General features: G+C 34.9%; 15 protein-coding genes and 1 pseudogene. All 16 read left to right on the top strand.

Annotation, left to right across the window (positions count from 1 at the left end):
• The coding region (locus LLA01S_RS10040; protein ID WP_155719845.1) for a transposase at positions 1-253 on the top strand (253 nt) is incomplete at its 5' end.
• Between the two features lie 58 nt (positions 254-311).
• Positions 312-1,457 carry a glycerate kinase family protein gene (locus tag LLA01S_RS10035; protein ID WP_061778256.1) on the top strand — a complete coding sequence of 382 codons (1,146 nt, stop codon included), beginning with the start codon at positions 312-314 and terminating at the stop codon, positions 1,455-1,457.
• 224 nt (positions 1,458-1,681) lie between these two features.
• Entirely contained in the window at positions 1,682-2,539 is an 858-nt protein-coding gene (locus LLA01S_RS10030; protein WP_061778257.1) for a polyprenyl synthetase family protein, read from the top strand.
• Complete coding sequence (locus LLA01S_RS10025) at positions 2,540-3,040, top strand: GNAT family N-acetyltransferase (protein WP_061778255.1); 501 nt, start codon at positions 2,540-2,542, stop codon at positions 3,038-3,040. It begins immediately after the preceding gene.
• Positions 3,041-3,115: 75 nt separating this feature from the next.
• Positions 3,116-3,922 carry a TlyA family RNA methyltransferase gene (locus tag LLA01S_RS10020; protein WP_021165632.1) on the top strand — a complete coding sequence of 269 codons (807 nt, stop codon included), beginning with the start codon at positions 3,116-3,118 and terminating at the stop codon, positions 3,920-3,922.
• Entirely contained in the window at positions 3,919-4,365 is a 447-nt protein-coding gene (locus LLA01S_RS10015) for an arginine repressor (protein WP_011675823.1), read from the top strand. Before LLA01S_RS10020 ends, LLA01S_RS10015 begins: the two co-directional genes overlap by 4 nt.
• A gap of 179 nt (positions 4,366-4,544) precedes the next feature.
• On the top strand, positions 4,545-6,212 hold the full coding sequence (gene recN / locus LLA01S_RS10010) for a DNA repair protein RecN (RefSeq protein WP_061778254.1): 1,668 nt from the start codon (positions 4,545-4,547) through the stop codon (positions 6,210-6,212).
• 700 nt (positions 6,213-6,912) lie between these two features.
• Complete coding sequence (locus LLA01S_RS10000; protein ID WP_061778253.1) at positions 6,913-7,479, top strand: TMEM175 family protein; 567 nt, start codon at positions 6,913-6,915, stop codon at positions 7,477-7,479.
• 94 nt (positions 7,480-7,573) lie between these two features.
• On the top strand, positions 7,574-8,095 hold the full coding sequence (locus tag LLA01S_RS09995) for a DUF805 domain-containing protein (RefSeq protein WP_011835491.1): 522 nt from the start codon (positions 7,574-7,576) through the stop codon (positions 8,093-8,095).
• Between the two features lie 21 nt (positions 8,096-8,116).
• On the top strand, positions 8,117-9,043 hold the full coding sequence (locus LLA01S_RS09990) for a DUF805 domain-containing protein (RefSeq protein ID WP_061778252.1): 927 nt from the start codon (positions 8,117-8,119) through the stop codon (positions 9,041-9,043).
• A 231-nt stretch (positions 9,044-9,274) separates the two neighbouring features.
• Positions 9,275-10,228 carry a 16S rRNA (cytosine(1402)-N(4))-methyltransferase RsmH gene (gene rsmH, locus LLA01S_RS09985; RefSeq protein ID WP_011835489.1) on the top strand — a complete coding sequence of 318 codons (954 nt, stop codon included), beginning with the start codon at positions 9,275-9,277 and terminating at the stop codon, positions 10,226-10,228.
• Positions 10,229-10,383: 155 nt separating this feature from the next.
• Complete coding sequence (gene ftsL2 / locus LLA01S_RS09980) at positions 10,384-10,764, top strand: cell division protein FtsL (protein WP_011675830.1); 381 nt, start codon at positions 10,384-10,386, stop codon at positions 10,762-10,764.
• On the top strand, positions 10,761-13,058 hold the full coding sequence (locus LLA01S_RS09975; RefSeq protein ID WP_021214282.1) for a penicillin-binding protein: 2,298 nt from the start codon (positions 10,761-10,763) through the stop codon (positions 13,056-13,058). The genes ftsL2 and LLA01S_RS09975 overlap by 4 nt, the downstream gene beginning before the upstream one ends.
• A 74-nt stretch (positions 13,059-13,132) precedes the next feature.
• Positions 13,133-14,122 (top strand): phospho-N-acetylmuramoyl-pentapeptide-transferase, encoded by a 990-nt coding sequence (mraY, locus tag LLA01S_RS09970; protein ID WP_061778251.1) that lies wholly within the window; start codon positions 13,133-13,135, stop codon positions 14,120-14,122.
• 198 nt (positions 14,123-14,320) lie between these two features.
• A complete protein-coding gene (locus LLA01S_RS09965; RefSeq protein WP_011675833.1) occupies positions 14,321-14,605 on the top strand; it encodes a hypothetical protein in 285 nt (94 codons plus the stop codon).
• 150 nt (positions 14,606-14,755) lie between these two features.
• Positions 14,756-15,608: pseudogene (locus tag LLA01S_RS09960) on the top strand (ABC transporter permease); the annotation flags it as partial.

Genomic DNA, 15,608 nt, shown 5'->3' with positions numbered 1-15,608 from the left:
ACCTGTCAGGAAGAACATGAAGCAAAAGAAAATCCTTTTCCCTAATTTTTCAAAACGTAGAAAAGTGATTGAGCGAGTTTTCTCTTTTTTGACAAATCTAGGAGCTGAGCGTTGTAAAAGTCGTTCGCCTCAAGGTTTTCAATTGAAATTAGAGATGATACTTTTAGCGTATTCTTTACTGTTAAAATCAGCTAAATCACTGGAACCAGAGACTTTAAGATATTCTATCGCGTATCAAGTCATGGCTAAATAATCAACTAGCAATTCGGGTGATAGAATAAAGCAAAGTATTTTTAAGAAAGTGAGGAAAAATGAATAAGAAATTTGTATTAGCACCAGATTCTTTTAAAGAAAGTCTAAGCGCAAAAGAAGTTTGTCAGGCCATGGAAAGGGGAATTAAAAAGGTATTTCCAGAAGCTGAAATTATATTAGCACCAATGGCTGACGGAGGAGAAGGAACAATAGAAGCTTTGATTGATGCAACGGAGGGGCGCCGAGTATTTAAAAATGTAAGAGGACCTCTTGAAAATAGCGAAGTAGAAGCATATTTTGGTATCTTAGGAAATTCAGATACGGCAGTAATTGAAATGGCCAAGGCGAGTGGTTTAGAATTATTGGCCTTGAAAGATAGAAATCCATTGATAACTTCTACTTACGGAACAGGGCAACTTATTAAAGCAGCCATTGATGAAGGTATGCACAAGATTATTATTGGAATTGGGGGAAGTGCAACTAATGACGGTGGCTCTGGAATGGCCAGAGCTCTGGGGGCAAAATTTCTGGACGAGAAAGGACAAGAAATTCCTAGTGGGGGCGGATTTCTAAAAAAGCTCAACCAGATTGACATGAGCAACTTTGATAAACGTTTACAGGAAGTCGAGATTTTTATTGCCAGTGATGTTACGAATCCTTTAGTGGGAAAAAATGGCGCCTCTTATGTTTTTGGGCCACAAAAGGGAGCTTTAGCTAAAATGGTTGAAGAATTGGACGAAAACATGAACCATTATGCAAATATTATATATAGAGATTTAGGGAAAGATATAAAAAATAAAGCGGGAGCAGGTGCAGCTGGTGGTTTAGGAGCGGGATTGCTTGCTTTTACTGATGCCGAGATGAAGTTAGGAATTGAATTGGTGGCCAACAATATTCATTTAGAAGATAAAATAAAAGAAGCCGATTATATTTTTACGGGAGAAGGTGGAATGGACTATCAAACTAAGTTTGGCAAGGCTCCATTCGGTGTTTCTAAACTGGCGAAAAAATATAAAAAACCTTGCTTTGCTTTGGCGGGTCACATTGGTGAGGGGATTGAGGTTTTATATGAAGAAGGGATGACGGCTATTTTTGGGATTCAGGGAACAGCTCAGACTTTACCAGAAGCTTTGAAAAGTGGGACAAAAAATATTGAAAGAACCAGTGAAAATATTGCAAGAATTTTGTCGATAACCGAGTATTGATAATTTTTAGAAAGAGTGGAATCCTTAATAAGTTAAAAAAGTGTAAACAGCTCATTTTGAGTTGTTTTTTTATTTTATTCAAATAGAATCAAAAAGTCTTCTTTTATTTAACATTTGATTGATGCCAGTTATCATATAAAGCTCTAAAGTTTGAAAGCAAAGTCTTTCAAGAGCCAATGAGTCTTATCAGCAAAGAACACAAAATTTTTGGTATAATTAGGGTAATGGATACGAAGATATTAAAGCTAGAACATTTTTTAACTGAATTTTATGAAAGCGCTGAATTTCCAAAAGGATTAGCTGAGCCAGCAAAATATTCCTTAATGGCGGGCGGTAAACGAATTCGTCCTCTCCTTTTTTTGAATCTTTTGGAAGCTTTTGATTTGGAAGTTACAACGGCCCATTATCAAGTGGCCGCAGCGCTTGAAATGATTCATACGGGCTCGTTAATTCATGATGACTTGCCTGCGATGGACAATGATGATTATCGTCGTGGAAAGTTAACGAACCATAAAAAATTTGATGAAGCGACAGCAATTCTGGCTGGAGATACTTTATTTTTCGACCCTTTTTATGTTCTTTCAAGTAGCGATTTGTCGGCGCAAACAATTGTATCATTGACCCGCGAATTGGCTTATGCCTCGGGCTCGTATGGAATGGTTGCTGGTCAAATTTTGGATATGGCTGGTGAAGGTAAAGATTTAACTTTGACTCAGATTGAGCAAATTCATCGATTAAAAACGGGTCGACTTTTAACTTTTCCTTTTGTGGCTGCTGGAATCGTAGCCCAAAAAACAAATCAAGAAATCGAAAAACTTCGTGTAGTCGGACAAATTTTAGGATTAGCTTTTCAAATTCGTGATGACATTTTAGATGTGACGGCCACTTTTGCTGAACTGGGTAAGACGCCTGGAAAGGATGTTTTAGAAGAAAAGTCGACTTATGTTGCGCATTTAGGACTTGAAGGAGCTAAAACATCACTGACAGATAAGTTGTCAGAAGTAAAAAAATTACTGACAGAGTTGAATGTTACTGACAGCTCCGAGATTTTCAAAATAATTGAACAACTGGAAGTGGAATAAATGTATTTTGAACTTAGAATTCTCACAGAGAATGATAAAAACATCATTGAGCATTTTTTTGAAGAAGCCAGTGATTATGCTATTCTTGAGAGCGGAGAGTCAAATCCTCAGCTTGAATGTGAGAGCTTTTTGAATGAATTACCGCCTGAAAAAACTAAATCCGACAAGTTTGTCTATGGCATTTTTAACGATAAGAGTATTTTGATTGGTCTTGTGGATTTATTGAAAGATTTTCCAACAAAAGGTGAATTTATGCTAGGGTTGCTTGAGTTTGTTCCAGAAGTTCGGCATCAAGGCTTAGGTAAAGCGGTTCATGAAATTTTGGTCGAAAAAGCTCGTCATTTAGGTGCTAATAGTTTGAGAATAGGTGTATTAGAAGTCAATATTGCTGCTTTGAAATTTTGGAAATCATTAGGATACATAAAATTTAAAGAAACAGAACTAGAATTTGGAAGTAAAAAGCAAAAAATAGATGTGATGAGATTAAATCTAAGGGACTGAACCAATTTTTATATAAAAATAGATGATTATTGGTTACATTTTTAGAAAAAATACGTATAATAAAGAAAGATACAAATGAAAGAAAGAATTGACGTACTTGCCACAAATCAAGGACTTTTTGAAACACGGGAACAAGCTAAAAGAGGAGTAATGGCGGGTTTAGTTGTTGATAGTAAGTCTGGGGAACGTTATGATAAACCTGGTCAAAAAATTGATGATGGAACGGAACTCCGACTTAAAGGTGAAAAATTACGATATGTTAGTCGAGGAGGGTTAAAATTAGAAAAAGCGCTCAAAGAATTTAATATAAAAATTGAAGGAAAAACGTGTCTTGATATTGGATCATCAACGGGAGGATTTACTGATGTGATGCTCCAAAATGGAGCAAAATTAGTGTATGCTTTAGATGTTGGAACCAATCAGTTGGCTTGGAAAATTCGCTCTGATGAACGAGTCGTTGTGATGGAACAATTTAATTTTCGTAATGCCCTTCTAAGCGATTTTGAGCAAGGAAGACCGGCCTTTACAAGCATTGATGTCAGTTTTATCTCACTGGAGTTAATTCTCCCACCCCTTTATGAAATTTTAGAAGAAGGTGGAGAAGTAGCTGCACTTATTAAGCCGCAATTTGAAGCCGGACGTGAGCAAGTCGGAAAAAACGGAATTATCCGCGACCCAAAAGTTCACAAAATGACCATTGAAAAAGTTTTAGCAGCAGCGACTCGCCTTGGATTCTCAATAAAAGGCTTGACCTTTTCACCAATCAAGGGAGGAGCTGGAAACGTCGAATTTCTTGTCCATTTACTTAAAGATGAAAAAGCCGAAATATCTCAGCAGATTAATATTGAATCAGTTTTACAAGAAGAAAGCGAAGAACTATGAAAAGAGAAGAACGATTAAACTTTATTGCTCAATTTATCCGAGAAAATGAAATTAAAACTCAAGAAGAACTTGTGAATACCCTTTTAACTCATGGAATTGATGTCACTCAAGCAACCGTTTCGCGTGATATAAAATCACTGGCTTTAATTAAAGTTCCGGCTGAGTCGGGTGGTTACCGATATGACTTACCTAAAAATAAGGAAGTTTTACAATCAAGTCTTCACAAAGCTTTAGCTTTTGATGCAATTACAGGTGTAAAGATGAAAGATAACATGCTTTGGATCCTTGCAAATCCTGGAACAACCAGTCTTGTGAAAAATTATCTTCTGGAAGAATATGGAGACGATATTTTTTCAATTATCATTGATGACGATAGTGCCTTGGTTATTTTTGAAATCGAAGAAGAAGCTAAAACACTTTATAATTTACTGACAGAGTTTTAAATTTACTGATTAAATATTTGATAAGTCGTCAGAAAAAAGAGTTGAGGCAGCTTATTCATTGTGGGCCAATTGTTCATAGCTGTCAGTAAAAAATATAATGATAGAGATGCCCAAAAGGACAAGTCAAGGCTGTTGGAGTACTGACAGCCTTGTTAATTATTTTTGAGAAAGGAAATTTGATGTTACAAGAGATTTCAATCAAAAATTTTGCAATTATTGAAGAAATTCATCTTTCATTTGAAAGTGGAATGACTATTTTAACTGGGGAAACAGGGGCTGGAAAATCAATTATTATTGATGCCATGTCCTTATTATTAGGTGGACGTGCATCAAGTGATTTCGTGCGTCATGGCGCTAGTAAAGCCGAAATTGAGGGGCTCTTTTTCTTTGAAAAAACACCAGAATTAAATTCTGCTTTATTAGAATTGGGCTTTGAAGAATTAGATTCTGAAATTATTTTGCGACGTGAAATTTTTGCGAATGGTCGCTCTGTCTGTCGAATTAATGGACAAATGGTCAATTTAACAAGACTTCGTCAAATTGGAGAATTTTTAGTAGACATTCATGGTCAACATGACAGTCAAGAACTGATGAATCCCAAAAGTCATCTTCGTTTATTGGATGAGTTTGGAGATGAAAATTTTGAAGTCATTAAAAATAATTACAAAAATAAATTTGAAAACTTTAAAAATCTTCGGCAACAATTGAATCTTCGTCAAAAAAATGAACAAGAATTTGCCCAAAGAATTGAAATTCTCCAATTTCAGGCTGAAGAAATTGAAGCAGCAGAAATTAATCTTGAAGAAGATGAGCTTTTAGTTAATCGCCGTGAAAAATTAAATAATATAAAAAATATTGCGGATTCTCTAAGTACGGCATATTTAGCACTAGAAGATGAAGACAACGACTATTCAAGCCTGAATAATATTCGGACGACAATGACCGAATTGGATAGAATTGGCAATTTTGATAAGGATTATCAAGAACTTGCTGACAAAACTGCTGAAAGTTATTATATATTAGAAGAAGTTGCCAATCAAATTCAAAGCATCATGAGTGATTTGGAATTCAACCCAGCGGAACTCTTGCAGATTGAAGAGCGTATTATGACACTGACAACTTTGAGAAAAAAATATGGCCCTACACTTTCTGATGTCATCAATTATTTGGAAAAAGTTCAACTTGAACTTTCAGAACTCACAGGCTCAGAAAATGATTCCGTCAGTCTGGAAAAATCAGTTAAAAATGCCCAAGTTGAACTCCTTGAAGCGAGCCAAGAACTCAATAAAGCCCGTCATCAAATCGCCAAAGAAATTGAAAAAGATATCAAGCATGAACTTTCAGAACTTTATATGGAAAAGGCTGATTTTAAAGTCAGTTTTGATAGTGCGAAATTTTCAGCAAATGGTAATGAGCATGTCGAATTTTTCATTCAAACTAATCCAGGTGAGGGTTTCAAACCATTGGCAAAAACCGCTTCTGGTGGTGAACTTTCACGTTTAATGCTTGCAATAAAATCAAGCTTTTCAAGACGTGAAAATAAAACAGCCATTGTTTTTGATGAAGTTGATACAGGAGTTTCTGGGCGTGTGGCTCAAGCAATTGCCAATAAAATACATAAAATTGCCAGTCATGGACAAGTTCTTGCGATTTCTCATCTCCCCCAAGTAGTGGCAATTGCTGACAGACAATTTTATATTGAAAAAGCTTCGACTGATGATATTACAACCTCGACTGTGCGAAAATTGAATTTTGACGAACGAGTAAAAGAGATTGCAAAAATGCTTGCTGGTGAAGATTTAACTGAAGAAGCACTTGCTCAAGCAAAACGTTTGTTAACTAATTAAAGATAATCTTGGCCTTGGTCAAGGTTTTTTTATTTTTACAATTTTAATGATATGCATAAAAAAAGAAATATTGTAACCACAAATGTGTATATACCAAAACAAAAAATGATAAAATTAAATTATGGTTACATTATTAATAAAAGGTTATCGGAGGAAATGTGAAAGTAAATAAAGCGTGGATTTATATAATATTGATTTGTTTGGCTTTTCTCATTCATGGTGAATACTATAAAACTTATTTTTCACTTTTTGTTGGTTTTGTAGGGGTCTCTGCGGGACTTCTTTGCATATTATGCGAGGTCATTATCCAAATATTAAGAAATCAAAGAATAAAAAAATGATAACAAAAAGTATTTCGTTAACAAATGTTACTGACAAATTTGGCTAATTGGCCTATAATAACTCTATTCTATGCGCCAACTTCCAAGTCAAATGCCATAGTTAAAACGCCTTCTCCTATATAAGTTAATGGCGTTTTTTTTTATGAAAATGATGATAATGAAAATTTTTCCTTTAAAAAGTAGTTATTTTGGAGTAAAATCAGATTTTTTACCAGTAAGAATTCCTGTTAAAGTTTTTTTATGAATCAAAATCAATATGTTATAATAAGATATCAACAATATCGAAAAGGAGGAGAGGAGCTTTATTACAATTTCATAGACAATTTGAGTATCTTTATTTTATAATTTAGGAGTCAGAAATGAGTAAAACGCGTTTAGAGGCATTTACAGATGCCATTATTGCTATCATCATGACTGTTTTGGTCTTGGAGTTAGTACGTCCTGATTCGGATAGTTTACAAAGTTTTATTGATTTACTTCCGCATCTTGGAGTTTATCTTGTAAGTTTTTTTATTTTAGCAATTTACTGGGTCAATCATCATCAATTATTTCAAAGTATAAAAAAAATCAATGGAAAAGTTTTATGGATTAATATCAGTTTTCTTTTCGTATTATCACTAATTCCTATTTTTTCAAACTGGGTATCAATATATCCCAATTCATTTATTCCAGAACTAGGTTATGTCATTATCTTTTTCTGTGGAAACTTCATCTACCTTCTATTAACAAGGGAATTATTAAAAATTAATGGTCACCGTAAAACTTCTGAATCAACTGTAAGAAAAAATATCATCAGTGTTGGACTTAATGTCATTAGCATTATTCTTGGATATTTTATTGCACCGGTGATTATGCTCATTGCTTCGGCGTTGATTTTTTCAATGTGGTTCATTCCAGATAAGAACATTGAAAAAATGTTTAAATAAGTATTTTATAAAAATAGAATTTGTATCAAGAAAAATTTGGAAAAACTGACTAAATTGTCTGTCAGTAAATTAAATATAAATTGAGGAGAAAATAATGATTAAAGCATACATTAAATATTGGAAAAAAGCAGGCGATTTCAAAACATATTCAAGTCGTTCAGATTACTGGTGGGTTTTCTTGGCGAATTTCATTATCTTTGCTATTCTAAGCTTTTTTAATTTTATGATTATGATACCAAGAGCTGCCAAAATCATGAATCAAGCAGGTGACTCATCTCAAACAGAAATCATTCGACAAGTCACGGATTTATACACAAATCCTACAGGTGGAGCATTAGTGATTATTATCATTACAGCTATTGCTGGTTTGGCTATTCTTATTCCAAGCGTTAGTCTGACAGCCCGTCGTTTGCGAGATGCACGTCTTCCTTGGTGGATTTCTCTTATCTTTGGTTTAGCAGCCATTTATGGTTTACTTACAATGTTTATTCATCAAGAAATGCTTCAACAGTTAGGATTCATTTTTAACTTAATCACTTTCATTGTCTATATCCTCTGTCTTTTCCCAACAAAATATGGAGTTGAGGAAGAAGATGACTCAAGATCTTATGAATAGTACAAAAAAGAAAGGTAAAATATGATACAAGCTTATAAAAAATTTTGGCAAGGGACTTTTGTTTTCAATGAAAGAACAAGTCGTAAGGATTTTTGGATGGCTTTATTCACCCATCTGATTATTTTTGTGGTTTTACTAAAGGGCTATAATTTTTTTAACGGATTGGGTTATTTCCAACTGTCAGTTTTATGGCAATCAATCGCTTCATTTTTACTTTGGCTTTTGTGGATATATTTTTTAGGAAGTTTACTAGCCTTCTTGGCCATAACAGTTCGACGATTAAATGATACTGATTTGCCTTGGGGATTAGTATTTCTAAATCTTGTTTTTGGCTTAGGAACTCTTGTACTATTGGTTCTCAATTTATTTCCAAGTTCTCCTAAAAGAGACAAGTTTAAAGAGTTTGAATTAAAAAATAGTTCTAATTTTATTGCTTCAAAAGAACCTGAAAATTTTTCGGAAATGTTTAAAGATTATTTTAAAAATTATTTTGAATTTCGAGGAAATGCTAGCAGAAGAAATTTTTGGTGGGTTCAAATTGGCTGGGGAGCCCTTACTTTAATTTTTATTATTCTGATTTATGCCAGTGGACAATTTGACCAAGTAATGTTTGGCCGTGATTTTATCGGAACAGTTTTATTAAAACTAGTATTTATCCTTTTCCTTATCGGTAGCTTTATGCCTAAACTGACCATACACGTACGTCGCTTAAGGGATGTAGGTTTAAGTGATTTAGGTCTTTCTATTCTTTTGGGAGTTACGGCAGGAATGACTATACTTTATCGTATCTTTGCAAATATGATTAAAATGACTTATAGCACAAGTCACTATCAATTATTTCAATATCTGATGTTTCTATTAGTAATGATTTGTTGGATTAGCCTCATTATTATTGAGCTAATGGCTAGTGGCGAATTAAAAAAAAGTGAAAAAATTCATTATTTATAAAAATAGACTGATTCATTTCAGTCTATTTTTAGTATTCATTGCTAAACTATAAAAAGGCTTCGTTTACACCACTTGTAAATTAAATTGACATTGAAAAAGGTAGAGATAGACCTAATCAATCTCAATGTAAGCGACTTCTTACAAAAAATCTTTACATAATCATGTAAACTACTACAAAAATGGGAAAAAAGTGATATAATAAATCGTAAGTATACAAGGAGGACGGCGCTCTTGCCAAAAACAATAGCATTTAAGCACGATACAGTCCTATTACATGAGACCGTGGACATGCTTGAAGTCAAGCCAAATGGAATTTATGTTGATGCGACACTAGGTGGCGCAGGACATAGTGAGTATCTTCTTAGTAAACTAACTACTGGTCATCTTTATTCATTTGACCAAGATGAGACCGCTCATGCAAACGCAAAAGTACGTTTGAGTGAGCAACTTGCAGAAGATAAAGTAACATTGATAAAAAGTAATTTTCGTAATCTAAAATCGGCGTTAGCTGAATTAGACATAACGAAAATCGACGGAATTCTTTATGATTTAGGTGTTTCTAGCCCCCAATTCGATGATAGTCAGCGTGGTTTCTCATATAAAAAAGAAGCTCGATTAGATATGCGAATGGATCAAAGTCAAACACTTTCTGCCTATGAAGTTGTAAATGATTATCCTTATGAAGCATTGGTTCGAATTTTTTTCCGCTATGGCGAAGATAAATTTTCTAAACAGATTGCTCGTAAGATTGAACAAAGTAGAAAAATTAAACCAATTGAGACAACAATTGAGCTTGCAGATTTGATTAAATCGGCACTACCTCAAAAAGAACTCAAGAAAAAAGGGCATCCAGCCAAACGTATATTCCAAGCTATTCGTATAGAAGTAAATGACGAGCTTGGGGCGGCAGAAGAATCAATTGAACAGGCCATTGACCTATTAAAAGTTGATGGACGAATTTCGGTAATCACTTTTCATTCTTTAGAAGATCGTCTGACAAAATCTATATTCAAAGAATATAGTACAGTCAATGTTCCTAAAGGATTACCGATGCTTCCTAAAGAAATGGAAGCAAAACTAAAATTGATTAATCGAAAGCCAGTGCTCGCTAGTGAAGAAGAACTGGAATTTAATAATCGAGCTCATAGTGCAAAATTACGAGTCGCACAAAAGCAAAGAGATTAATTAAGAAATATGTTGGTCTAATAAACGGGTTTTTCCCACTTGAGGATTGATTTTGGATGTCTTATATAAGTGAATAATATTGTTCAGTTTCTCCAATTTTAAAGGTTGAGAGAATGCTGAATTCCTTTAGTAAGATAAACGAGTGGAGGCAACAAATGGCAGCACAGCCAAAAGAATACTTCGATATAGAAACTGCGGCAAAAAAAGATAGCTATCTTATTGATACTGAGACTTTAGCGCCAGAAGTTCTAGCAAGTAAGTTTAAAAAATTTAGTGGTGTGGAAAAAGTATTCTACTTGACGATGGTAGTTGCTGCTTTAGTGTTGGCTGTTGGACTACTTTATGTAAAAACCAAAACGCTTGAAGTCCAAGGGAATACAATGGATTTGAGAACAAAAATTTCTCAAGAAACCACACGTAAATCCGAATATGACCAACACATTTTAGATCTAACATCTGGTAATAGAGTGTTAGATGCAGCAAACAAAGCAAGTTTAAAAGCAAATCCATCTAATGTATTGAAAGCAACGAAATGATAAAATTTTTAAGAAAACTAATTTTTTTTCCTTTTAGAAAAGTATCACGAAATGCCAGAAAAACGAATTGGAGTCCAGAAAGAAATCGTAAACGAGTAGGTAAGAGCCTGTTTTTCCTAGCTATTGCGCTGTTTACGGTTTTTATATTTCGTTTTGTCTGGTTAATTACCGTCAACCATGTCGGTGATACCAATCTTAAAGAGATGGCTAAGAGTAATTATCAGAGTACGGTACCCGTTCAAGCAAAGCGTGGAACGATTTATGATCGGACAGGAACACCCATTGCGGTCGACTCTAGTACTTATACAATTTATGCCGTCATTGATAAAACGCAGGTTGATTCAAATGGAAACCCTCTCTATGTTAAGAAAGAGGATTTTGATAAAGTCGCTACATTTTTAAGTAGTAAACTTAAGATTGACCGTAGCTTAATTGAAAAACAACTTAATTCTAAGTTAAAACAAGTTCAATTTGGTGCAGAAGGAAGTAATATTTCCTTGCAACAGATGCAAGAGATTCAAAAGGCAGCAGAGAATGAAAAAATAGTTGGGCTTGGTTTTACGTCTAATGTGTCTCGTTCTTATCCATTTGGAAATTTTGCTTCTCAATTTATTGGAATTGCTCGTCCTAAAGATGAAAATGGTTTTCAAACCTTAAAAGGGGACATGGGCTTAGAAAAAGCCTTTGATAACGTTTTGAGTGGTGAAAATGGTCAAGAAACATACCAAAAAGATATTTACGGTCGTCCGATTCCGGGAACAACGAAAGTAGATAAAGCTGTTAAAAATGGTCAAGATGTTTATACAACTCTTGATGCTCAACTTCAAAGAAACCTTGAAGGTTATATGGACAAATCCGCTACGGATACTGGAGCTCAACAGCTTTCAGGAACCTTGGTTGATGCCCATACCGGTGAGATTTTAGCCACAAGTCAACGTCCAACTTATACGGCAACCACAATCAATAGTGCAGAAAAACAAAAATATTTCACATGGAATAGTTTGCTTTCACAATCAGCTTTTGAACCGGGTTCAACATTTAAGACTTTCTTAATGGCCGGCGCATTAGATAGTGGTAAAGTTAATCTTAACGAAACTTATCAACGGAAACTTCAAGTTTATGATACAACGATTAATGACTGGGACGTCACGGAAAATAAAAGTTATACTTTGCCAGAAACCGTAACTTATGCTCAAGGTTTTGCTTTATCTTCAAATATTGGGATGAGTAAGATTGAAATGAATATGGGTGATGCTTTATGGGGAAGTTACCTTAATAAATTTAAATTCGGTCTAAAAGTACGGGCTGGTTTAGATGGTGAAAATCCAGGGGCGCTTCCTTCATCAAATGCAGTTTCACAAATTCAATCTTCATTTGGTCAAGGGGTTGCAGTCACGCCGCTTCAATTGATAAGAGGCTGGACTGCCATTGCTGGAAACGGAACAATGCTTGAACCGCATATTGTCAGCAAAGTAGTCGATACGAACACCAAAACAAGCTTAACTTCTAAAGCAGAAGTAGTTGGACACCCTGTTTCCAATGAAGCTGCAAGTGGGGTACGAGACTTGATGCTCACTGTAAATACTGACCCAGTTTACGGAACTTCTTATTCAACAGCAGGAGATCCTGAGCAAGATCTTGCGGCGGGACCATTGTTTATGGTAAATGGAGAACCAGCTGCAGTGAAAACAGGGACTGCCCAAATCGCAGCAACTACTGGTGGATATATGACTGGTTCTCAGGATTATCTTTATTCAGCTGTAGTGATGTATCCTGCTAAGAATCCTGATTTTATCTTTTATATGAATGTCAAAATTCCTTCAGAACCCTGGACGCTTAAATATATTGCTCGGGTAGCAAATCCTTTGTTAACAAGTGCAGAAGCAATGAAGGGTGATTTAACGGCTACTTCTAGTACTGATTCTGATATTAAAGCAGGAAAAGTGACGATTGAGAATTACAAAGGTAACGATTCAGGTGATACGGCGGATAACTTGCGTCGTACGGTCATCAGTCCAGTTATCATTGGAACAGGTGCTAAAGTAACAGCTCAATCAATTGCTGAGGGTGAAAAGGTTGCGGCGAATACACGAATTTTACTTTTAACGAACGATAAAGATCAGGTGATGCCTGATATGTATGATTGGTCTAAAAAAGAAGTTGAACAGTTAGCAAATTGGTTTGGAATTAAAGTGACTTACGAAGGTTCAGGAAATAAAGTCTTGACCCAAAGTATTGAAACTTCAACTAATGTCAAAAAAGGTCAAATGCTCACTGTAAAAATGGGTAATTAAGTAGAATTTAAATTTATCAATTTGGGGCTCCACAAAGTTGGTCTTTGTGGAGCTTCAAAAATTAGGAGAAGAAAATGTTATTGAATGGAATAGTGGCGGCGGTAATTACAATGATTATAACAATCATTGGTATTCCTCGTTTCATTATGTTCTTCCACAAGAAAAAATTGGGTGGACAGCCAACACTTGAAGATGTGAAGCAACATGCTAGTAAAGCCGGAACTCCCACGATGGGTGGATTTGTCTTTGTGGTTGTCAGCTTAGTTGTTTCATTGGTTGCGGCTTTGGTTTTTGGAAAATTTAGTCCAGCTTTTATTACCGCTTGGTGGGTTTTTGCCATGTATGCTGTCATTGGTTTCTTGGATGACTTCTTGAAAGTCTTCAAACAAATTAATGAAGGTTTGACAGCTAAACAAAAAATGCTCGCTCAAATTTTAATTGGGATTGTTTCATATTTTATTTACAGTCATGGTGAAAAATCACATATCATTCATATTTTGAGTTGGCAAGTTAATATTGGGATTTTCTTCTCTATTTTCATTATTATTTGGCTAGTAGGCTGGTCAAATGCGGTCAATCTTACTGATGGAATTGATGGATTGGCTTCAATTACTGTCACGATTTCACTGACAGCTTATGCAGTTATTGCTGTTGTTCATCAACAGTATGATGTTTTACTGATTATTCTGTCAGTAATTGGTGGTCTACTTGGATTCTTCGTTTTCAATCACAAACCGGCAAAAATTTTCATGGGTGATGTGGGTTCGTTAGCCTTAGGTGGATTTCTTGCTATTGTTTCAATCTTGCTTCATGCAGAATGGACCTTACTTTTAATTGGTGCTGTCTATGTGATTGAAACACTTTCAGTGATGTTACAAGTGGCCTACTTCAAGAAAACTGGTGGTAAACGTATTTTTAGAATGACACCTATTCATCATCATTTTGAACTTGGAGGTTTTTCTGGGAAAGCTGCTGGTTGGTCAGAATGGAAAATTGACATTGTTTTCTGGCTCTTTACAGCTGTTCTGTCAGTAATCGCGCTTTGTATTTACTTCGCTTTTTAATTAATAAATTTACTGACAGAATGGTCAGTGAAAAGTCGCTCTTGTGAGCGGCTTTTTTTATTTAAAAAATCTAATAGTTTGCTGACAGAATACTCAAGAAAATATTATTTACCTTTTAGAAAAGCTTAAGCTTGACTTGGGTTGAAATTAAGTTTTAACAATTATAATCAATTTATCAATAAAAGAAAGGATAAGAAAATGAAAAAGGTTTTTAGGCTGTTAAAGGGAAGAGAAATTATTTTTGTTTCATTGTTAACATTGATTATTGGAGGAGTCGGTGGTTTTTTCATCGGTAGAAGTCAAACTAATCAGTCACAGCAAACCAATTTTCAAAAGCAAATGCAAAATCGCTTTGGACAAAATAGAGAAAATCCGGACACTAATAGTGGAGCAACGACAGGTGGCTCAAATGGTCAGTCAGGTAATACTAATAATTCAGGAACTACCCAAAATAGTGATGAGAGTGGGACAGCATCTGTTTAAAGAATTAAGTAGTTTTTAAGGACCTTGAGTCAATCATTTACACTAGTCTTTATTTTTAATCAATTGGCTGATGTGCTTAAAATCAACTTACAATAATAAAGTCTAAATCAAAATATATATTTTTAATCTAGACTTAGAAATGAGGAAAATATGGATTTTATAAGACGTGCTTGTCTTTTCACTAAAGCCAAAATTGGACGGACAATATTGTTAATTGTTGCTTTTTCAGCAATTTTAATTTTTGTTCTTTCAGGATTAATTATCAATAGTGCTGCCTATGTTTCTATTGATAATGCCAAAAAATCTGCTGGAGCAACCGTGTCACTCTCTGTTAATATGCAAAATGTTATCAAAGAAGCGCAAAGTAGTGCGACATCAAGTTCAAGCAGCAGTTCTAGTTCAAGCGCTACCGCTACTGAGGGGAAACGATTTAATATTGATTTGCCAACTATTGATGAATCAACTGCTCAAAAGATTGCCAAACTTGACGGTGTTAAGTCAGCAAGTTTTACTTATCAAGCTTCAGCTTCCGCAAGTTCTGGCATTGAAAAAGTTTCCACGAGTAGTAGTTCCTCAAGTAGTTCAACGGGGACACAAGCAGCTGGTGGTTTTGGTGGTCGTGAAGGAGGCATGGGTGGTGCTTCGCAAGAAGACTTCACAATCAGTGGGACAAATGATTTAGCCGCAAACACAACATTTACAAGTTCTTATAAAATGAGTTCAGGACGAGCAATCAAAGCTTCAGATGAAGGAACAAATAATGTTGTCATTGAATCAACTTTGGCCAGTCAAAATTCTTTAAAAGTTGGCTCAACTTTCGTTATTAAAGATAGCAACAGTAAAACTTATACGATGACTGTTGTTGGGATTTATACGACAACAAGTAGTTCGACTGAAAATTCTATCCAATACATGAATACCATGTATACAGCACTTTCTGTGGCAAATGCAATCAAAGGTACAACAGGTAAAGTATCTAATGCAACTTACAGCATGGAAAATC

Source organism: Lactococcus cremoris subsp. cremoris NBRC 100676 (assembly GCF_001591705.1).
Classification (GTDB): Bacteria; Bacillota; Bacilli; order Lactobacillales; family Streptococcaceae; genus Lactococcus; species Lactococcus cremoris.
Note: the sequence above shows the minus strand (reverse complement) of the source record. Positions and strands in the feature narration are given on the sequence as shown.